The organism is Methylobacterium sp. (assembly GCF_019745455.1).
GTDB lineage: Bacteria > Pseudomonadota > Alphaproteobacteria > Rhizobiales > Beijerinckiaceae > Methylobacterium.
The window spans coordinates 49,757-69,441 of the sequence record NZ_JAIETD010000024.1; the positions used below are offsets into that span (position 1 = coordinate 49,757).

The 19,685-nt window shown below is 65.2% G+C and carries 20 protein-coding genes; 5 read left to right on the top strand and 15 right to left on the bottom strand.

The annotated features are described in order from the left end of the window. Nucleotides 1-45: 45 nt before the first annotated feature. On the top strand, nucleotides 46-927 hold the full coding sequence (locus tag K2Y56_RS04245; protein WP_292505466.1) for a porin family protein: 882 nt from the start codon (nucleotides 46-48) through the stop codon (nucleotides 925-927). An 88-nt stretch (nucleotides 928-1,015) separates the two neighbouring features. Here the strand turns inward: K2Y56_RS04245 and K2Y56_RS04250 are convergent, their stop codons facing one another. The 10 genes from K2Y56_RS04250 to K2Y56_RS04295 all read right to left on the bottom strand — a co-directional run bounded on the left by K2Y56_RS04250 (nucleotide 1,016) and on the right by K2Y56_RS04295 (nucleotide 12,154). Beyond that, nucleotides 1,016-1,450 (bottom strand): heme-binding protein, encoded by a 435-nt coding sequence (locus tag K2Y56_RS04250; protein ID WP_292505468.1) that lies wholly within the window; start codon nucleotides 1,448-1,450, stop codon nucleotides 1,016-1,018. A gap of 171 nt (nucleotides 1,451-1,621) precedes the next feature. Continuing rightward, nucleotides 1,622-2,596: a CoA ester lyase gene (locus K2Y56_RS04255; protein ID WP_292505470.1), complete on the bottom strand. Its 975-nt coding sequence runs from the start codon at nucleotides 2,594-2,596 to the stop codon at nucleotides 1,622-1,624. Between the two features lie 120 nt (nucleotides 2,597-2,716). Then, nucleotides 2,717-5,476: a phosphoenolpyruvate carboxylase gene (locus K2Y56_RS04260; protein ID WP_292505472.1), complete on the bottom strand. Its 2,760-nt coding sequence runs from the start codon at nucleotides 5,474-5,476 to the stop codon at nucleotides 2,717-2,719. A gap of 202 nt (nucleotides 5,477-5,678) precedes the next feature. Next, nucleotides 5,679-6,572, bottom strand: coding sequence for a succinate--CoA ligase subunit alpha (sucD, locus tag K2Y56_RS04265; protein ID WP_292505474.1), 894 nt, complete (start codon nucleotides 6,570-6,572; stop codon nucleotides 5,679-5,681). Nucleotides 6,573-6,590: 18 nt separating this feature from the next. Then, nucleotides 6,591-7,769, bottom strand: coding sequence for a malate--CoA ligase subunit beta (locus K2Y56_RS04270; RefSeq protein ID WP_292505476.1), 1,179 nt, complete (start codon nucleotides 7,767-7,769; stop codon nucleotides 6,591-6,593). A gap of 146 nt (nucleotides 7,770-7,915) precedes the next feature. Then, the gene (fchA, locus tag K2Y56_RS04275) at nucleotides 7,916-8,542 is read right to left on the bottom strand and encodes a methenyltetrahydrofolate cyclohydrolase (RefSeq protein ID WP_292505478.1); all 627 of its coding nucleotides are present in this window, start codon (nucleotides 8,540-8,542) and stop codon (nucleotides 7,916-7,918) included. A 3-nt stretch (nucleotides 8,543-8,545) separates the two neighbouring features. Then, nucleotides 8,546-9,409, bottom strand: coding sequence for an NADP-dependent methylenetetrahydromethanopterin/methylenetetrahydrofolate dehydrogenase (locus K2Y56_RS04280; RefSeq protein ID WP_292505480.1), 864 nt, complete (start codon nucleotides 9,407-9,409; stop codon nucleotides 8,546-8,548). Nucleotides 9,410-9,646: 237 nt separating this feature from the next. Further along, nucleotides 9,647-10,591, bottom strand: coding sequence for a D-2-hydroxyacid dehydrogenase (locus K2Y56_RS04285; protein ID WP_292505482.1), 945 nt, complete (start codon nucleotides 10,589-10,591; stop codon nucleotides 9,647-9,649). A gap of 102 nt (nucleotides 10,592-10,693) precedes the next feature. After that, entirely contained in the window at nucleotides 10,694-11,902 is a 1,209-nt protein-coding gene (locus K2Y56_RS04290) for an aminotransferase class V-fold PLP-dependent enzyme (RefSeq protein ID WP_292505484.1), read from the bottom strand. 18 nt (nucleotides 11,903-11,920) lie between these two features. Next, a complete protein-coding gene (locus K2Y56_RS04295) occupies nucleotides 11,921-12,154 on the bottom strand; it encodes a hypothetical protein (protein ID WP_292505486.1) in 234 nt (77 codons plus the stop codon). Nucleotides 12,155-12,259: 105 nt separating this feature from the next. Here K2Y56_RS04295 and K2Y56_RS04300 point away from each other — a divergent pair, with 105 nt between their 5' ends. Genes K2Y56_RS04300 through K2Y56_RS04310 form a run of 3 tightly spaced genes read left to right on the top strand, consistent with a single transcriptional unit; the run spans nucleotide 12,260 to nucleotide 14,836 of the window. After that, on the top strand, nucleotides 12,260-13,084 hold the full coding sequence (locus K2Y56_RS04300; protein ID WP_292505488.1) for a UDP-2,3-diacylglucosamine diphosphatase: 825 nt from the start codon (nucleotides 12,260-12,262) through the stop codon (nucleotides 13,082-13,084). Then, entirely contained in the window at nucleotides 13,081-14,145 is a 1,065-nt protein-coding gene (locus tag K2Y56_RS04305) for a glycosyltransferase family 1 protein (RefSeq protein WP_292505490.1), read from the top strand. The genes K2Y56_RS04300 and K2Y56_RS04305 overlap by 4 nt, the downstream gene beginning before the upstream one ends. 58 nt (nucleotides 14,146-14,203) lie before the next feature. Then, nucleotides 14,204-14,836 carry a ribonuclease HII gene (locus K2Y56_RS04310; RefSeq protein WP_292505492.1) on the top strand — a complete coding sequence of 211 codons (633 nt, stop codon included), beginning with the start codon at nucleotides 14,204-14,206 and terminating at the stop codon, nucleotides 14,834-14,836. Here K2Y56_RS04310 and K2Y56_RS04315 read toward each other — a convergent pair. Then, nucleotides 14,806-15,918: a PA0069 family radical SAM protein gene (locus K2Y56_RS04315; RefSeq protein WP_292505494.1), complete on the bottom strand. Its 1,113-nt coding sequence runs from the start codon at nucleotides 15,916-15,918 to the stop codon at nucleotides 14,806-14,808. The genes K2Y56_RS04310 and K2Y56_RS04315 overlap by 31 nt on opposite strands. 11 nt (nucleotides 15,919-15,929) lie before the next feature. Continuing rightward, nucleotides 15,930-16,271, bottom strand: a complete 342-nt coding sequence (locus tag K2Y56_RS04320; RefSeq protein ID WP_292505495.1) for a VOC family protein — start codon at nucleotides 16,269-16,271, stop codon at nucleotides 15,930-15,932. 184 nt (nucleotides 16,272-16,455) lie between these two features. Between K2Y56_RS04320 and K2Y56_RS04325 the strand changes: the two genes are divergently transcribed. Continuing rightward, nucleotides 16,456-16,977, top strand: a complete 522-nt coding sequence (locus tag K2Y56_RS04325; RefSeq protein ID WP_292505496.1) for a hypothetical protein — start codon at nucleotides 16,456-16,458, stop codon at nucleotides 16,975-16,977. A 4-nt stretch (nucleotides 16,978-16,981) separates the two neighbouring features. On the opposite strand, the gene moaB is transcribed toward K2Y56_RS04325, so the two are convergent. The 3 genes from moaB to K2Y56_RS04340 all read right to left on the bottom strand — a co-directional run bounded on the left by moaB (nucleotide 16,982) and on the right by K2Y56_RS04340 (nucleotide 19,503). Then, the gene (gene moaB, locus K2Y56_RS04330) at nucleotides 16,982-17,539 is read right to left on the bottom strand and encodes a molybdenum cofactor biosynthesis protein B (protein WP_292505498.1); all 558 of its coding nucleotides are present in this window, start codon (nucleotides 17,537-17,539) and stop codon (nucleotides 16,982-16,984) included. A 71-nt stretch (nucleotides 17,540-17,610) separates the two neighbouring features. Then, a complete protein-coding gene (locus K2Y56_RS04335; protein WP_292505500.1) occupies nucleotides 17,611-18,519 on the bottom strand; it encodes a neutral zinc metallopeptidase in 909 nt (302 codons plus the stop codon). A 123-nt stretch (nucleotides 18,520-18,642) separates the two neighbouring features. Beyond that, on the bottom strand, nucleotides 18,643-19,503 hold the full coding sequence (locus K2Y56_RS04340; RefSeq protein ID WP_292505699.1) for a uracil-DNA glycosylase: 861 nt from the start codon (nucleotides 19,501-19,503) through the stop codon (nucleotides 18,643-18,645). Nucleotides 19,504-19,685 lie beyond the last annotated feature (182 nt).

A 19,685-nucleotide genomic window follows, 5' to 3' on the forward strand; every position in this document is an offset into this window, starting at 1 on the left:
AATAATGTTCGCTCAAGGCGGCATCGTTTTCGAGGATGTAAGCGCATGTTAAAAAACATTTACTTAGCCGGAACGGCGATTCTCATGGCCGGTGCGGCCTCTGCTGCGGATCTGCCGCGTCGCGAGGCCCCGCCGCCGGTATTTGTGCCCGTCCCGGTCTTCACCTGGACCGGCTTCTATCTCGGTACCCACAGCTCCTATGCCTTCAGCGACAACCAGACGATCCGCACGGTCGGCAACAATAACGGCGCCGGCGGCATCACCAATACCGTTTTGAACGTTCAGCAGTTGCGGCGTCCCCCGACTCTGCGCTCGGAGCAGGACGGATTCGGCAATATCGGTGGCGGCATCGGCTACAATTACCAGTTCACGCCGGGCTCGGGCTTCGTCGTCGGCGTCGAGACCGACGTCACGTGGACCGACATCCATAAGAGATATGCCTATTTCGGTCCGGTGATCCCAGGTGTGAACCTCGTCCCCGATCCCAGCATTTTCCGCCAGCGCCTCGATTACCTCGGGACCGTACAGGGCCGCCTCGGCTACGCGTTCGATCGGTTCTTGGTCTACGGCACCGGCGGCTTCGCCTATGGCAACGTCGACTACGGCGCCTTTTTCGCCAGCGGCACCAACGTTCCGGCCTATACGGGCCGCTACAACGGCATCGAAACCGGCTACGTCTATGGCGGCGGCATCGAGTACGCGATCCCGACGGACAGCTTCCTGAACCGCTTCAACTTCATCGGCAGCTTCCTCGGCGCCAGCGCCATCACCCTGAAGGCCGAGTATCTCCGCTATGACCTCGGAAGCCGCAACGTCGTGGTCGCTGCGACCGGCCTCACCGCCGCGACCGGTTCCTACACCTCGCGCTTCAGCACCGAGGGCAGCATCATCCGAGCCGGCTTCAACTATAAATTCGGCGGCCTTTGATCCTTAAATCGACCCCGTGGCGTCACGAGAAAGGCCCTGCTCCTCACGGAGCAGGGCCTTCTTATTGTCGTCGGTCGCGATGGAAAGCTCAGGTGCGCCAGGGATGGGCCGGAAGCTCCGTCGCGCCGATCACGCTCGCGCCGGCGAGCGCCACCGCGTGATCGTTCTCCACCGTCGACCCGCTGACGCCGATGGCGCCCGACATCACGCCGTCCTTGTCGACGATCGGAATGCCGCCCGGGAAGGTGATGAGCCCGTCATTCGAATGCTCGATGCCGTAGAGCGGGCCGCCCGGTTGCGAGAGCTGGCCGATCTGTCCGGTCATCATGCCGAAGAACACCGCCGTCTTCGCCTTCTTCTGCGAGATGTCGATGGAGCCGACCCAGGCGTCGTCCATCCGGTAGAACGCCTTCAGGTTGCCGCCGGAATCGACGACCGCGATGCACATCTGCGTGCCGAGTTCCACGGACTTGGCGCGGGCGGCTTCGATGGCCTTGTGAGCGTCTTCGATGGTGACGTGCATGGTCGTGTTTTCCTCTCCGGCGAAGCGCCCTCGGTGCTTGCGCTCAGCTGTTGATTGCAGGATACCGAACCAGGTGCCTCACGGCACCTGGCAGTCCCTTCGGCAGGAAAGCAGCCGCCCCGTTCCCGGAGCGGCCACCCTGTTCTCAACTATCAAAGAGCCGGAATGGGCTCAGCTTGCCGCCATCGCGTTGGCCTTCTCGATGAGCGCCTCTGCCATCCGGATCGAGGCGATGTCGATGAGGCGGCCGTCGAGCGATACGGCGCCCTTTCCGGCCTTGGCGGCGTCTTCCATCGCCGCCAGGATGCGGCGGGCCTTGCCGACTTCGGCCTCCGAAGGTGTGAACACCTCGTTGGCAAGCTCGATCTGGCTCGGATGAATCGCCCACTTGCCCTCGAAGCCGAGGGCGGCGCAGCGGCGGGCGGCGGAGGTGTAGCCGTCCGGATCGGAGAAGTCGCCGAAGGGGCCGTCGATGGGGCGCAGGCCGTAGGCGCGGCAGGCGACCATCATACGGGCCTGGGCGAACAGCCACGGGTCCTGCCAATGGGTTTGCCGGTTGCCGGCCTCGTCCTTGTCGGTGAGGACGCTGTAATCCTGGTTGACGCCGCCGATGACGGTGGAGCGTGCGCGTGTCGAGGCAGCGTAGTCGGCGACGCCGAAGGACATGGCTTCGAGACGCTTCGAGGAGGTCGCGATCGCCTCGACATTGGCCATGCCGAGCGCGGTCTCGATCAGCACCTCGAAGCCGATCTTCTTCTCGCGCTTCTTGGCCTGCTCGATCTGCGTGACCATCACGTCGATGGCGTAGACGTCGGCCGGCACGCCGACCTTCGGGATCAGGATCATGTCGAGGCGCGGACAGGCCTCGACGATGTCGACGACGTCGCGGTACATGTAGTGGGTGTCGAGACCGTTGATGCGGATCATCATGGTCTTGTTGCCCCAGTCGATCTCGTTGAGCGCCTGGATGATGTTCTTGCGGGCCTGCTCCTTGTCGTCGGGAGCGACGGCGTCCTCGAGGTCTAGGAAGATGACATCCGCCTTCGATGCCGCCGACTTCTCCATGAAGGTCGGGTTCGAGCCGGGAACGGCGAGTTCCGAGCGGTGAAGGCGGGGCGTCGCCTGCTGGATCAGGGTGAAGCTCATGGCAATGTCCTTCTCAAAGTTCGACCGTGCTCGATCGTGTAGCGCGCGGAGGGCGTTCGCGACACTGGCCGCATCACCCGCCGCACTCGGCCGGGAGCTGTCCGCCCCCGGAATCTGGGTTCAGCCCGTCGCACCGAAGCCGACGGCGATGCAATTGATCGACAGGAGCAAAGCGGATTTGACGGCCTCGCGCTTGTCCTCGTCCTCCTCGCTGCGGAAGCGGCGAAGCAACTCGACCTGCTCGCGGCTGACCTGATTGATCGTCGGCAGGCGCCCGTTGAGGCGATCGCGGAAGAGCGGGAAACGCTCGGCAAGCTCGGTACCGCCACTCACGCGAAGGGCCATCTCACGGGTCAGGGCGTATTCCGCTTCGATGAGCGGGAAGATCGTGTTCCGCGCATTCTCGTCGGAAACGAGGCTCGCGTAGTCCCGTGCGATATCGAGGTCGACCATGAGCAGGGTCTTCTCGACCTCGTCGAGGACGAGGCGGAACAGGCGGGACTCTGCAAAAAGCCGCTTCAGCAGCGCCTCGCCCTGCTCGCCGCGCACGTCGATGAAGCTCTTGAGGCCCGAGCCGACGCCGTACCAGCCGGTGATCACGTGGCGGTTCTGCGACCAGGCGAAGACCCACGGAATCGCGCGCAGATCGCTCAAGGAACGCGCACCGAAGCGCCGGGCCGGGCGCGAGCCGATATTGAGGAGCGCGATCTCGTCAAGGGGGCTCGCCGCCTGGAAATAGGTCACGAGATCGGGGTGCTGGATCAAGTTGACATAGGCCGCTCGCGAGGCGCCCGAGAGCGCCTCCAGTGCGTCGTCGAACTCGTTGCGCGGGAGCTTGGCCGCCTCGCGCTCCGACTTCAGGGCATGGGCGAAGACGCTGGAGGCCAGAAGCTCCATCTGGTAGGCGGCCGTGCCCCGGTTCGCGTATTTGAACGAGACCACCTCACCCTGCTCGGTGGTGCGGAAGCGCCCGTTGATCGAGCCCGGCGGCTGCGCTGCGATGGCCCTCGCGGTCGGCGCCCCGCCCCGGCTCACCGAGCCGCCGCGGCCGTGAAAGAACGCGATCGGCACGCCCGAAGCCTTGCCGAGCTGGGTCAGCTTGTCCTGCGCCTTGTACAGCTCCCAGTTGGAGGCGACGAAGCCGCCATCCTTGTTCGAATCCGAGTAGCCGATCATCACTTCCTGCACGCCGCCCTGCCAGCGGGTGGAACGGCGCACGACCGGGATCGAGAACAGCTCCTTCATGATCGTCGGTGCGGCGCGCAGGTCGTCAATGGTCTCGAAGAGCGGCACGATCGGCAGGCAGCAGATCTCGGTGCCGGCGGCGTCGAGGAAGTTGCCGGCCTCCTTGGCGAGCAGGTACGCGCCGAGGATATCGGGAACCGAGCGCGTCATCGACAGGATGAACGAGCCGAAGGCCTCGCGGTCGAGCTGCTCGCGCATCTCGCCCACCAGCGCGAAGGTCTCCAGCGTCTCGCGGGCGTCGTCGGGCAGGTCCTCGAAGGAGCGCTCGCCCGTCCTCGGCTTGGCGAGCTCGGCGAGCAGCCACTTTTTCCACTCGGGCGAGTCGAGTTCAGGCGGCGTCCGGTTCTGGCCGTGCGCCTGGTGCCAGAGGGCGTGGAGCGTCTTCGTCGTGCGGGTGGTGTTCTCGCGCAGATCCAGTCGCACGGTCGAGAATCGGAAGATCTCCACCATCCGCCGCACCGGCCTTACCAAGTCGCGGGCGAGCGAGGGGCATTTCGCGTCGATGAGCCCCTGTTCGAGAACGCGCAGATCGTTGATCAGGCCGTCGGCGCTCGGGTAGTCGGGACCCGTCGAGCGCAGGCCCTTGTTGCGCGCGATCGTCGCTTCGAGCTTGCGCAGGATGCAGGTGAGGTACTGGCGATAGGCTTCGCCCGGATTGCGGTTGGCGATGGCCTTGCCGTCGCCGCTCTCCGCCAGCATATGCGCCAGCTCGCTCTTGAACGTGGCCGGCACCGGCAGCGAACGCTCCGTGAGCGACAGGGTCCGGCCGAGGGCGGTGACGCCGTCGCGGTAGCGCCGCAGCGAGGCGAGCGCATTGCGCTGAAGGGTCGTGCGGGTGACGGAGGCGGTGACGTAGGGATTGCCGTCGCGGTCGCCTCCGATCCAGGACCCGAACTGGAAGAAGGCCGGCACCTCGAACTTCTCGTCGGGATAATACTCGGCGAGCGACTCCTCGAGCGAGTACAGCACCTCGGGGAGCATCTCGAACAAGGTTTCGTCGAAGAAGTGCAGCCCCCAGGCGACCTCGCGCTCGACGGTGGCCTTCTCCAGGTGCAGCTCGCCGGTCATCCAGACGAGCTCGATCTGATCGCGCAGCTCGCTCATCAGTCCGTTGCGCTCGCGCTCGGTCCAGCGCGGCAGTTCGAGCTCGCGTAGCACGAGATAGATGCGCCGGAATTTCTCCAGCACCGTCACGCGCTTGCCCTCGGTGGGGTGCGCCGTGATCGTCGGGCGAATGCGCAGATCCTTCAGCAGAGCGTGGATCTGGGGCGCAGCGACACCGTCCTTCACCGCGTCGGCCAGCACGGCGCTGAAGCTGCCGGAGAGCTCCGCGCGCCCCTTGGTCCGCTCCACCTGCCGGCGGCGGCGCATGGCCGCGTTCTGCTCGGCGATGGACAGGAGTTGGAACCAGATGCCCTGAACTTGGAGCGCGCGGGCCAGCATCTCGGGCGTGAAGGCCGAGATGTCGGCGCGCCCGTGTAGAACGTCCTCCAATTCGGGCTCGTGCCGGCGGGCGACCTCGAGGAGCGCATGGAACAGGATGTCGAGCGCCTCCTTCGACGAGGTGCCGGTGATCACCGGCGGCGCGAATGTCTGATCGACGGCGCCGAGGGGGGCGTGGAGGGTGTCGGTCATCGGATGGCCTCCTCTCGGTTGAGCGGTGAACGGGTGGCCGGAATGGAGGCGGGCAGCGTCCCTCCCTCCTCTGCGGGAGAGGGTGGCCCGCCAAACAGGTCGGGAAAGGGGAGAACCGCCCTTACCTGAAAGGCCGCGGCCCCCTCTCCCGCCTCGCATCCGCGAGGCTCCCTCCCCCGCAGAGGGGAAGGTTTAATGGGCCTCACGCCGCCAGCGTGCCCATCACCTTTGCGACCGTCGTGCCGAACTCACCGGGGCTGGGGGCGACGGTGAGGCCGTAGCTGCGCATGATTTCGGCCTTCTCGGCCGCGCTGTCGCCGGTAGCCGAGATGATCGCACCGGCATGACCCATGCGACGGCCCTTGGGCGCCGTGAGGCCGGCGACGAAGCCGATGACGGGCTTCGACATGTTCTCCTTGATCCAGGCGGAGGCCTCGGCCTCCTGCGGACCGCCGATCTCGCCGATCATCAGAACCGCCTGGGTCTCCGGATCCTGTTCGAACAGGGCGAGGTGGTCGAGGAAGGACGACCCGTTGATCGGGTCGCCGCCGATGCCGACGGAGGTCGAGATACCGATGCCGACCGCCTTCATCTGCGCGGCAGCCTCATAGCCGAGCGTGCCCGAGCGCGAGATCACGCCGACATTGCCCTTGAGGTAGATGTGGCCGGGCATGATGCCGAGCATCGACTTGCCGGGCGAGATGATGCCGGCGCAGTTCGGCCCGACCACCATCGAGCGCTTCTCCTTGGGATAGCGCCGCAGGTAGCGCTTCACCCGCATCATGTCCTGGGCCGGAATGCCGTCGGTGATCGAGCAGATCAGCGCGAGACCGGCATCGGCCGCCTCCATGATCGCGTCGGCCGCGAAGGGCGGCGCCACGAAGGTGATCGAGGTGGTGGCGCCGGTGGCGGCGACGGCCTCCTTCACGGTGTTGAACACCGGAAGTCCGAGATGGGTCTTGCCGCCCTTGCCGGGCGTGACGCCGCCGACGACGTTGGAGCCGTATTCCAGCATCTCCTTGGCGTGGAACGTGCCCTTGTCGCCGGTGATGCCCTGGACGATGATCGGGGTCTTCTCGTCGATCAGAATGCTCATGATGCGGTCTCCCCGACCTTAATGCTTGCGCTTGGCGGCGTCGCAGGCCGCCACGGCCTTGGCGGCGGCGTCGGACAGGCTGTCGGCGGTGATGAGATCAAGGCCACTCTCGGCGAGGATTTTCTGACCCTCTTCGACATTGGTGCCGGCGAGGCGAACGATCAGCGGAACGTCGATCTTCACCTCGCGAGCCGCCTGGATCACGCCCTGCGCAACCCAGTCGCAGCGATTGATGCCGGCGAAGATGTTGACGAGAATCGCCTTCACGTTGCGATCCGACAGGACCAGCCGGAACGCCGTGGCGACACGGTCCGGCGAGGCGCCGCCGCCGACATCGAGGAAGTTCGCCGGCTCGCCGCCGGCATGCTTGATCATGTCCATGGTCGCCATGGCGAGGCCGGCGCCGTTGACGATGCAGCCGATCTCGCCGTCGAGGCCGATATAGCTGAGGTTGTGCTCGGCGGCCTGCGCCTCGCGCGGGTCACCCTGCGAAGGGTCGTGCATGTCGGCGATGTTGCTGCGCCGGAACATGGCGTTGTCGTCGAACGACATCTTGGCATCGAGCGCCAGGACGCGGTCGTCCTTCGTCACGACGAGCGGGTTGATCTCCAGCATGGTGCCGTCGCAATCGCGGAACGCCCGGTAGGCGTTCATGATCGTCTTCACCGCCGCAGAGACCTGCTTGATGTTGAGCCCGAGCTGGAACGCGATCTCGCGAGCCTGGAACTGCTGCAGGCCGACAGCGGGCTCGACCACCACCTGGATGAGCGCCTCGGGCTCGTTGGCCGCGATTTCCTCGATGTCCATGCCGCCGCGCTGGGAGGCGATGACGCGGACGCGCTCGGCCTTCCGGTCGAGAACATAGCCGAGATAAAGTTCGCGCTCGAACGGATCGGCGGTCTCGATATAGACGCGCTGGACCGGCTTGCCCTCGGGGCCGGTCTGGAGGGTGACGAGGCGCTTGCCGAGCAGATCCTTGGCCGCGTCGCGAACCTCGTTATAGGTCCGGCACAGCTTGATCCCGCCGGCCTTCCCGCGGGCGCCGGCATGGATCTGTGCCTTCACCGCCCAGAAAGAGCCGCCGAGCTCGGTCGCCGCGTAAACCGCCTGATCGGGGCTGAACGCCACCGCGCCCTTCGGAACAGCCACGCCGAACCCGGCGAGCAGCTCCTTGGCCTGGTACTCGTGGACATCCATCTGATCGCTCCTCGACGTTTCCCTTGGCGCGGACCTTCTCGTAAATTTGACTTCGCGAAAAGGCCTCAGCCAATTATATTTTTTTACATTCTCTTTGAGTCCGCCTTGAAGGCGGCCGGAATGCTTAGCTCGCGTAAAGAACGAGCTCAGTTAACCTTGGTCTTTACGACATCGTAGATCGACTCGTTCAAAGCACCGGCGTCACCGAGCAGCGTTTCGAGCTCGTCGAGGCGCGATTTGGCGAAGTCCCGGTCGTCGAGGCCCTTGGCGTTGACATAGACGTTCAGGGCCGCGCTGCGCAGGCCGGCATAGGCCGATAGCACCGCGACGCCGGCATCGGAGATGACGTTGAGGTTGCCCTTGTCCGCCACGGGCTGGGCCAAGTCGACCACCTCGCGGCAGGCCCGGCAGCAGGCCAGCGGGACGTCGGTGGCGACCTTTAGGGCTTCTTGGATCTGCGCCGCACGCGCTGTCTTCTGCTCGTCCGTCTCCTTCGGAAGCCCGTAGGCGGCCATCACGGCGTCGAAGGCCTCGACATCGTCGGCGATCATGCCGGTGAGCTTGGCCCGCAGCGCCTCGGACTGGACGAGGATGCCCTTCAGCTCCTCCTCGACCTCGACATACTTCTTCTTCCCGATGGTCAGGTTGCAGACCATGCTGAGGAGCGCGGCGCCCATGGCGCCGGAGATGGCGGCAGCGCCGCCGCCGCCGGGTGTCGGGGCCGAGCTCGCCAGCCCGTCGAGGAAGCCCTGGATCGTCTCGTTGGAAGCCATGGCTCAGGCCATCTTCTTGGCGAGGGCGTAGATCTCCTCGGCGTCGAACACCGTCTCGGTGTTCTCGAAGAGCTGGCCGACGCAGGCGCGGTGGAGCTTGAGCTTCAGGCCGCCGATGCCGAGTGCACCGAACACCTTCTTGCCGTGGCGCTCCTTGGCCTTGTCCATGGCCTCGATGCCGCCGAAGCCGAGGGGCGGCTGGGCGTTGTAATCGGCGATGAACTCGATGCTGGCTTCGTCCTTCCAGTCGGATTCGGGAAGGAGCTCGATGCCGATCGCGCCTGCGGCGAAGATCACGTTCTGGCCCTTGACGATGGCGGCGCGGGAAGCCGCATCGGGGGTCGCCGCATAGGTGACGTTGACGCCGAAGCGCTTGTTGACGGCATCGGCCGCCTCCTTGGCGCGTGCCTCCTGGCGGGCGGTCAGGATCACCTCCGCGCCCTCCTTGGCGAGGAGCGCGGCCGAGCGCATGCCGACCGGGCCGGTGCCGGCCAGAACCACGGCCTTCTTGCCCTGGAGCGATCCGGCCGCCTTGTGCACCAGTGCGACGCCAGCCGCGGCGGTGGTGTTGGAGCCGTTGGAATCGAGCATGGCCGAGACGCGGAAGGGACCGAAGAAACGCTTCTTCACCGCCTCGAACACGGCCTCGCCCGCCGCCATGTTGCCGCCGCCGACGAAGATCGCGGTTCCCTTCTTCTCCGAGCCGCCGCGGGTATAGATCGTGCCGTCGACCAGAGCGCCGACATTCTCCGGGGTGACATTGGCGTAGCCGGTGATGTGGTCGGCACCGCCGTCGTAGCCGACGACCGTGTCGAACACGCTCGGCATGGTATCAGTGTCGAACTGGAACAGCAGTTTCTTCGTCATTTCGCGCTTCCTCGTGCCCGCGTCAGGTTGCAGGCGGCGTTTCGTTCAAGCTTCTACGTCGTTTCCCGCGAACTCTCCGTCATTCCGGGGCCGCGCAGCGGAACCCGGAATCCATAGCCGCCGACCTTGCCGACTGGATCGCTGTAGCGGCTATGAATTCCGGGTTCGCCTTCGGCGCCCCGGAATGACGCAATTAAAGAGGTCACCGGGAGAGTCTTACCCGAACCCCTCGTAAACTCAGCCTTCAACCACGTTCTGCGGCTTGCCCGCCACGAAGGCCTCGACATTGTCGACGAGCTGGTCGGCGAGGATCTGCATCGCCTGCTTGCTGGCCCACGCCACGTGCGGCGTCACGATGAGGTTCGGCAGGTCGAGCTCGCACAGGATATTGCCGTTCTTCGGAGGCTCGGTCATCACCACGTCGAAGCCGGCGCCGCCGATGGTGCCAGCCTTCAGAGCCTCGGCGAGAGCTTCCTCGTCGACGAGCCCGCCCCGGGCCGTGTTGATGAGAAGGGCGTTCTTCTTCATCTTCGCGAGCTGTTCGCGCCCGATCATGTTGCGGGTCTCGGGCGTCAGCGGCGCGTGGAGCGTGATGACGTCCGACTCGGTCAGGATGGTCTCGAAATCGACGAGGTCCGGCTGCGGGAACACGTCGTAGGCGATGACCTTCATGCCGAGTGCCTCGGCCCGCTTGGCGATCGACTTGCCGAGCGCGCCGTAGCCGACGATGCCCAGCGTCGAGCCGGCGATGTCATGGATCGGGTAGTCGAAGTAGCAGAACTGGGTCGACTTCGCCCAATCGCCGCGGCGGACCGAATTCGCATACGGAACGATCGCGCGGCGCAGGGCGAACATCAGCCCGATCACGTGCTCGGGCACGGTGTTGAAGGCGTAGTTGCGAATGTTCACGACAGTGATGCCGCGCTCCTTGGCGGCGGCCTTGTCGACGACGTCCGTGCCGGTGGCGGCGACCGCGATCAGCTTGAGGTCGGGAAGCTTCGCCAGAGTGTCGGCGCGCATCGGGACCTTGTTGATCAGGGCGATCGAGGCACCCTGCAGACGCTCGACGATCTCTTCCGGCGTCCAGGTCGACTCGTACTCGGTGTAGTCGTGCGGAAAGTTGAATTCGCGCACTTGGGCATCGAGGGATTCACGGTCGAGGAAGACGATCTTATGCGTCATGGGGTCTCTCGGGTGACGTCCCGCGCCGGGCGCGGCGTAACGCAGACACGTGGATTCAAGAAGAGGCGGGGCCGGCGCGATGCCGGCCCCGGATCGACGGCTTCAGGACTTCGAGAGCGGGTTCTCGCGCAGGTAGCTCGACGCGGCGGCGACGCCGGAGCCGGGCTGCACCTTCACGCCGTTGTCGAGCATCGACATCTCGGCGCCCGCGATGGCGCCGAGTAGCGAGAGTTCGTTCAGGTCACCGACGTGACCGATGCGGAACACCTTACCGGCGACCTGGCTCAAACCTGCGCCGAGGGCGAGATTGTAGCGGACATAGGCGTGCTTGATGATCGCGGCGGCATCGACGCCTTCAGGCGCAAGGATCGCCGTCACCGTATCGGAGTTCCACTTCGGATCCTTGGCACAGGTCTTCAGACCCCAAGCCGAGACCGCCTGGCGGGTCGCCTCAGCGAGGACGTGGTGCCGGTGATAGACGTTCTCGAGGCCTTCCTCGTTGAGGCAGGCAAGGGCCTCGCGCAGGCCGTAGAGCAGCGGCAGCGACGGGGTGTAGGGGAAGTAGCCGCCAGGGTTCTGCTTCAGATGGTCGGCCCAGGCGAAGTAGACGTTGCCGAGGCGGTCGTTGCGGCCGGAAGAGCCCTCGGCGACCTTGAGAGCCTTGGGGCTGACGCAGATCACGCCGAGACCAGCGGGCAGCATCAGGCCCTTTTGCGAGCCGGCGATGCCGCAATCGACCCGCCACTCGTCCATCTTGAAGGGCAGCGAGCCGATCGAGGACACGCCGTCGACGAAGAGGAGCGCCGGGTGACCGGCCGCGTCGATGGCCTTGCGGACCGCGCCGATGTCGCTGGTGACGCCGGTGGCGGTCTCGTTATGGACCACCATGACGGCCTTGATCTCGTGGTTCTTGTCGGCCCGAAGGGCCTCCTCGATCTTCTCGGGGTGAGCGCCGGTGCCCCACTCCTCGTCCTGGACGATGACGTCGAGGCCGAGGCGCTGGGCCATGTCGATCCAGAGATGACTGAACTGGCCGTAACGGGCGGTGAGCACCTTGTCGCCGCGGGCAAGCGTATTGGTCAGCGCCGATTCCCAGATGCCGGTGCCCGAAGCCGGGAACAGGATGATCGTGCCGTCGGTGGAGCCGAACACCGCCTTGGTGTCCTGGAAGAGCGGCTTCGTCAGGGACGGGAAGTCGACCGAGCGATGGTCCTCGGATTGCACGAGCATCGCGCGCATCACACGATCCGGGATGTTCGTCGGGCCCGGCACGAACAGGTGATTGCGACCAGGCCGTCTCGTTGCCGCCATGATGATGTCTCCGGTTTCCTAAAGCTCTGCAGCGCGACCGCGTTCCGGCGGCGCCACTCGGTCGATCTCGGGGTGAATACGGCCGGTATTGGCCGCGATCGCTGGGTCGGCCGTCACGCGCGTCATCGAGCGACGATGCACGCGCAAAGACCCGGCTCGCGCCGCCTTCACCGCGGCGGCAATATGGCGACCTTCGGCGCGCAAGGAAAACGGAAAAAACTTTTCCTCCCGACTCAAAAAATTGCGCTGCAACAGGGCCCTGGAAGCATCAGTGGCCAGGACGACAGGACCGCGTCATCAAACTGATACGGGAATCCGGTTTGGCTCCGGAGAGATGGACGCCGCCCGGAGAGCCCCGTGAGCGAAGACAACGAGAAGACGATCCGCGTCAGGACGCTCTTTCTCTCCGACATGCATCTCGGCACGAAGGGCTGTCAGGCCGGACTGCTCTTGAACTTTCTGCGGGATTACGACGCCGACGAGATCTACCTCGTGGGCGACGTCGTCGACGGCTGGCAGCTGAAATCAGGCTGGTACTGGCCCCAGAGCCATAACGACGTGGTTCAGAAGCTGCTGCGCAAGGTCCGCAAGGGCACGAAGCTCGTCTACGTGCCAGGCAACCACGACGAATTCCTGCGCGATTATCTCGGCGCGAATTTCGGCGGCATCGAGATCCACGACCAGCACGTCCACGTCGCCGCCGACGGCAAGCGCTATCTCGTCATTCACGGCGACCAGTTCGACATGGTGGTGCGCCACGCCAAGTGGATCGCGTTCCTTGGCGATTGGGCCTACACTTTCGCGCTGTTCATCAACACGCACCTGAACACATTGCGCCGCCGGCTCGGCCTCGCCTACTGGTCGCTCTCGGCCTGGGCTAAGCTGAAGGTCAAGAATGCCGTCAACTTCATCGGTAAGTTCGAGGAACTGCTCACCGCTGAAGCCAAGCGCGTCGGCGCGGACGGCGTCATATGCGGACACATTCACCATGCCGCGAACCGCCAGATCGACGGGCTGACCTATCTCAACACCGGCGATTGGGTAGAGTCCTGCACTGCGATCGTCGAGCATTACGACGGCCGGATGGAAGTCCTTCACTACCCGAGCCTGCTGCGCGCCCGCGAGGCCGCCGAGGCAGCGCCGATGCCGATCGAGCGGGGCGGAGCCAGGGCTGTCGCGTGAGGCTCCTGATCGCCACCGATGCCTGGCATCCACAGGTCAATGGCGTCGTCCGCTCGCTGGAACACATGGCAGAGGCAGGCCGGACCGGCGGCATCGAGACGATGTTCCTGACCCATCAGGATTTCGCGTCGATGCCGTTGCCGGGCTATCCGGAGATCCGGCTGTCATACGCCACCAGGGCGAAGGTCGAGCGGCGGTGGGCGGGCCTTGCGCCGACTCATGTCCACATCGCGACCGAGGGGACGGTGGGCTTTGCCACGCGGCGCCTGTGCCTCGCCCACGGCCGCCCCTTCACCACGAGCTATCACACCAGATTTCCGGAATATCTGGCTGCGCGGCTGCCGGTGCCGGAGGCCTGGAGCTATGCCTGGTTGAGGCGCTTCCACGGCGCCTCGAACGGCATCATGGTGAGCACGCCCTCGCTGGAGCGCGAACTGACGGGACGCGGCTTCACGCGGATCATGCGTTGGACCCGCGGCGTCGACACCGACTTGTTTCGCCCTCATGGGAGCGATGCCCTCGCCGGCATCCCCGATCCGATCTTCCTCTTCGTCGGTCGTCTCGCCATCGAGAAGAACATCGCGGCGTTCCTCGATCTCGACCTACCCGGCACCAAGGTCATCGTCGGCGACGGGCCCGACCGCGAGCGGCTTGCCGCCCTCCATCCGGCAGCCAGGTTCCTCGGCACGAGAACGGGTGAGGCGCTCGCGAGCATCTACGCGGCGGCGGACGTTTTCGTCTTCCCAAGCCTGACCGACACGTTCGGCATCGTCCTTCTCGAAGCCCTGGCGTCGGGCGTTCCGGTGGCCGCCTACCCTGTCACCGGTCCCCTCGACGTGATCGGCCAGACCGGCGTCGGGATCCTCGATCGCGACCTGCGTGCAGCCGCCCTGGCGGCCCTGGCCATCCCCCGCGCAGCCTGTCGGGCCGAGGCCCTGCGCTACACCTGGGCCGAGAGCGCGCGCCAGTTCTTCGGCAACATCGAGCGGGCGCACGAGATGCCGCCGAGGCGCTCCGCATCGCGCGCTCCCGTCGCGACCGGGGCCGTGGAAGGCGGTTGACCTGTAAGGTGGGGCGCCGCGTGATAGGATCCGACACCGCCTCGATACAGCGATTCCAATGCCCCCTTTCGATCCCGCCGCAGCGGCTGCCTATGCAAGCGTCATCGGTTGCGACGAGGTCGGGCGCGGGGCCTTGAGCGGCCCGGTCATCGTCGCCGCGGTATGGTTCGATCCGAGCCAAATTCCCCCAGCCCTGCTCGCGCGCCTCGACGACAGCAAGCGCCTCGACCGGAACACGCGCGAGACCCTGACACCCCTGATCCGAGAGGGGTCCAAAGTTGCCCTGGCAGCGGGCTCACGCGCTCTCGTCGACCGGATCAACGTCCGTGCGGCGACCCTCGATGCCATGCGCCGGGCCGTCCTTAAACTCCGCCTCGACGCGAACCTCCCAGACGCCCCAGTACTGGTCGATGGCCGCGACGCCATTCCGGGACTTGGCTCGTCTTGCAGGGCTGTGGTCGGAGGAGACCGGCTGGTGCCGCAGATCGCGGCAGCCTCGATCGTGGCGAAGACGGTTCGCGACCGAATCATGCGCATCCTCGCCGTGCGCCATCCGGCTTTCGGTTGGGACAGCAACGTGGGTTATGGCACGCGAGTTCATCTCGCCGGCCTCGCGGCCCATGGGCGTTCGCCGCATCATCGCGTCAGCTTCACAAACCGTTATGGCGCCTCTCCAAACAGCGAAAGCTGATCGCCGGGCCTCGGTGGCACGGCAAAGGATCCGGTCTCCAGGATGATGCGTTCGCGCACGTAGCCGAGGCGCTGCTTGGCGAGGCGGACGCGGTGGCGGAGCAGCTCTGCGTAATGGCCGGCACCGGTCATCCTCTGTCCATAGGCGGCATCGTAGAGCTTGCCGCCACGGGCCTGTCTGACAAGCGACAGCACATGCTCCCGTCGGCCGGGATAATGCTCGCCGAGCCAATCGCCGACGAGATCGTCGAGTTCGTGCGGCAGGCGCAGCAAGACCGTGTTCGCCTCGCTTGCCCCGGCCTGTCTCGCCCGTCCCAGGATCTCTTCGATCTCGTGATCGTTCAGGGACGGGATGATGGGTGCCACGATGACCATGACGGGGATGCCGGCAGCGCTGAGCTTCGCGATCGCATCGAGCCTACGCTCGGGGTGAGGCGCCCTCGGATCCATCTTTCGAGCGAGGGCGGGATCGAGTGTCGCCACCGACATCGCGACCTTGACGATCCGGTCCGCAGCCATGCCGGCCAGGATGTCGATGTCCCGCGTGACGAGGTTGGATTTCGTCACGATCCCGACCGGATGCCGGAACTTGGCGAGGATCTCGAGAACTGCTCGCGTCAGCCGATGCGTCCGCTCGATCGGCTGATAGGGGTCAGTGGCCGTCCCGAGGGCGATCGTCGCAGGTGAGTAGCCGGGTGCGGACAGTTCCTGTTCGAGAAGTCGCGCGGCGTCCGGTTTGGTGAAGAGCTTGGTTTCGAAATCGAGGCCCGGCGACAGGCCGACATAGGCGTGGTTTGGCCTCGCGAAGCAGTAGACGCAGCCATGCTCGCAGCCGCGATAGGGATTGATCGAACGGTCGAAGGAAATATCGGGAGAGCTGTTGCGCGAGATGATCGATTTTGCCCGCTCCGCCCTTACTTCGGTCCGGATTGGTCTCGGTCCTTCATCCAAGTGCCAGCCATCGTCGACGATTTCGTAGCGAGCAGCTTCGTAGCGCCCATCGGGATTAGCCGTGGCGCCGCGGCCCTTCCGATCGGAAGCCGGCCGCGTAGAGCCGGCGAGAAGCGTCGATCGCGCCGACATCCCGCCTTCCTTCAATCCGGCGACCAGACTGCGAGCTCGTTTCCAGACGGGTCCCGGAAATGGAATCGCCGACCGCCCGGAAAAGCATAGATCGCTCTCACGATGGCCGCGCCGGCACCCTCCACCTTCGCCAGCATCGCTTCGAGATCGACGGCATAGATCACCGGTAGCGGCGCTCTCGCATCCTCGTGGGGATGGCCGTCGAGGCCGCCATCCAGTCCTTCCTCAAAGGCGGCATAGCCAGGCCCGTAATCGACGAAGCGCCAGCCGAACGCGTCGGCATAGAAGCTCTTCACCGAAGCGAGGGCTGGGGCAGGAAACTCGATGTAGTCGATCTTACCATCCTCACGCATGGTCGGCTCCTTCCTCGGACCGTCGGCACGCTATTGCGACGAACAGAACATAACAAGAACAGGATTGTGAATTAATGCACGTATTTCAGGCAATCTCTACGATCCGTTCGGATGTTGACATGAGAATCGCGACCTATCGTCATCCGCCCGCTTCTCGCGGCAGCGAAATGCGGTATGGGCGCGCATGATCTCGGCTTTGATCCATGTCGAACGTCCGGGCGATCCGGTTGCCGTAGACCGCCTCGCCGATACCCTCGCTGCCCTGGTTGCTGGCGTGGCGGCAGGGCTCGTCGGCGATGCCGTCATCGTCGTTCCGTCGCACCATCCCGCGATCGACACCGTCGCGGAGGCGACGGGTGCAACCCTGGTCGTGCACCGGCGCGGAACCGGACCCTGGACTGCCGGAGCCGAAGCCGCACGACGCGAATGGGTGCTCTGCCTCGAAGCGGGCGACGTTCCGGTGGAAGGCTGGATTCGGACACTCGATCGCTTCATCGGCACAGCGAGACCCGACATCGGTCTCGGGCGGCTACGCCGCCCCCATGCGGCTCTTCCGACCCGGATCGCCGCCCGCGGCGAGCGGGTGATCGGCGTCAGGCATCCCCGTGCGGGTGATGTCGTCAGGCGGGAGCGTCTTCTCGCCGGGCCGAATCTGTCGCCGCGCCTACGCCCGCGCAAACTCTCGGCCCGCCTCGATCATCCTTAAGTGCTCAGACGCTGATCGTCGCCCCTCGCCTGAGATGTTCGTCCAGGCGCGGCATGATCTCGACGAAGTTGCAGGGCCGGTGGCGGTAGTCGAGCTGTGCCGCCAGGATCCCGTCCCAGGCGTCGCGGCAGGCGCCGGGAGAGCCTGGGAGTACGAAGATGTAAGTCGCCGCCGCTACCCCCGCCGTCGCCCGCGACTGAAGCGTCGAGGTGCCGATCTTGTCGTATGAGATACGGTGGAACACTGCCGAGAAACCGTCCATGCGCTTCTCGAATAAGGGTTCAAGAGCTTCGGGCGTCACGTCGCGGCCGGTGAAGCCGGTCCCTCCCGTCGTGATCACCACGTCGATCGCAGGATCTCGGATCCACTCCTCGACACGGGCCCGGATCGCCTGGACCTCATCGGGAACGATCGCCCTCGCCGCAAGGCCATGGCCGGCGCTGCTCAGGCGGTCGACCAGAGTATCGCCGGACCGGTCGTCCTCGGCCACGCGCGTGTCGGACACCGTGAGAACCGCAATGGAGAGGGGAATGAACGAGCGTGTCTTGTCGAAGGCGACCATGGTCCCGATCCTCGAAGCGGCATAGGCTCTGAACCTACGCCCTATCGGGTCTCAAATCTCCACTGATCTGATCAATTCGCCGCCGCGCGGAAGGTGTCGCAGGAGCGGGTCTGCCCACTCTTGTAGCCGGTCATGAACCAGCGCATGCGCTGCGCCGACGAGCCGTGGGTAAAGGAATCCGGGACAGCGTAGCCCTGGGACTGCTCCTGCAGCTTGTCGTCTCCGATGGCGCTGGCGGCCTGCATCGCCTCTTCGATGTCGCCCTGCTCCAGTGAATTGTACTTGTCGTTCGAGTTCTTCGCCCAGACGCCAGCGAGGCAATCGGCCATCAGCTCGACACGGACCGAGAGGCGGTTGCCCTCGACCTGTCCGGCGGCCTGCTGGCGGGACTGAACCTTGCCGAGAATCCCGAGTTCGCCCTGGATGTGGTGACCGACCTCATGAGCGATGACGTAGGCGTAGGCGAAATCGCCCTTCACGCCGAACTTGCGCTCCATTTCCTTGAAGAAGGAGGTGTCGAGATAGACCTTCTTGTCGAGTGGGCAGTAGAACGGCCCCATCGCCGCCTTGGCCGAGCCGCAGCCGCTGCGGGTGCCGCCGGTGTAGAGGACCATTGTCGTCGGCCGGTACTGCTTGCCGGTCTGGTTGGGGAGGACCTGGCTCCAGACATCCTCGGTGTTCTTGAGGATTGCCGAGGCGAAGCGCCCGTTCTCATCGGTGGGCTTGTTACTGCGCTGTGACCTGGTCTGCGGGCCCACACGCTCCTGCTGCGGCTCGCGTCCTCCGGTCATCTGCTCGGCGCCGCCGATGAGGATGGCCGGGTTGATGCCCGTGACCCAGCCGATGATGCAGAGGATGACGATGGTGCCGATGCCAAGTCCACCGGCGCCGCCACCGGGAAACCCGAACCCGCCTCCTCCGCCGCCTTCGCCGCGGCGGTCCTCGACATTGTCGGACGAACCAAAATCCTGCCAGCGCATGTCGAGGCTACCACCTGTCTTCGGCGTTCGTCGGGTTCGACGCCGACACCAACTAAGTCGAGGACGAGCGTAACGGTTCCGTGAGCATCCGCGCGGCTGCGGTCAAGCCCATTCCAGGCTTCGTCAGGCCTTTCCGTCGAGGGCATTCCTGAGCAGGCGGAGGTCGCGCCAGGCGAGGCGCTTCTGGACGGGCTGGCGCAGCAGATAGGCTGGATGCAAGGCCGCCAGCGCACGGATCTGACGGTTTCCGACCTGATAGGGGAAGAAGCGACCGCGTGCCTTCAGAATTCCATCCTTGGTGCCGGTCAGTGCCTGGGTCGCGGGGCTTCCGAGGCAGACGATGAGGTCGGGATCGGCGAGCTCGATCTGCCGTTCAATGAAAGGCCGACAGATCGCCACTTCTTGCGGCGTCGGGTTGCGGTTCCCCGGCGGGCGCCAGGGCACGATGTTCGTGACATAGGCTTTCGTCCTGTCGAGGCCGATCGCGGCCATCATCCGGTCGAGGAGTTGGCCGGAACGTCCCATGAAGGGCTTGCCGATGCGATCCTCGTCGGCGCCGGGGGCCTCGCCGACGAACATCAGCTTCGCATCGGGATTGCCATCGGCAAACACGAGGTTCTTTGCCGTAAACTTGAGCGGACAGCCGTCGAAAGTCGCCAGAAGCGCCTCAAGCTCGGCGAGGGTGGAGCAATCCTTTGCCTGGGCTCTCGCATCGCCCGCTGCAACTTCGGGCCGCGCCGAGGCAGACCGTCCGAAGGTTTGGATCGGTGGAGACGCAGTAGGCGCTTGCACGGCAAGCGCAGGCCGCGGAGAGGTTGGGGCTCGTGCCTTCGGTTCCTCACGAAAACCAGCTTCTTCGACACCCGGCTGTATCTCTGCGAAACGGTCGTGCGGGCGTTCGTCGAGGGTGAGATCCACACCGGCTTCGACGTGGAAATCGAGGTAATCGATCAGGTCGCGGCGCTCGTCGTGCATCTCGCTCATGAACTTGATGTGGAGCATGGACGGCCTGTGGACAACCATCCGTGCTCTCTCTCGTAGGACCATGAAATGGTCGGGCTTGGGAAGGCTGCGACAGTTCATATATAAACTATCGACTTGCGTTCGCAGGTTGGAATGGGTTCAGAGTGTTATCAGCACCCGTATCTCGCGATGGCGGCCTCTGG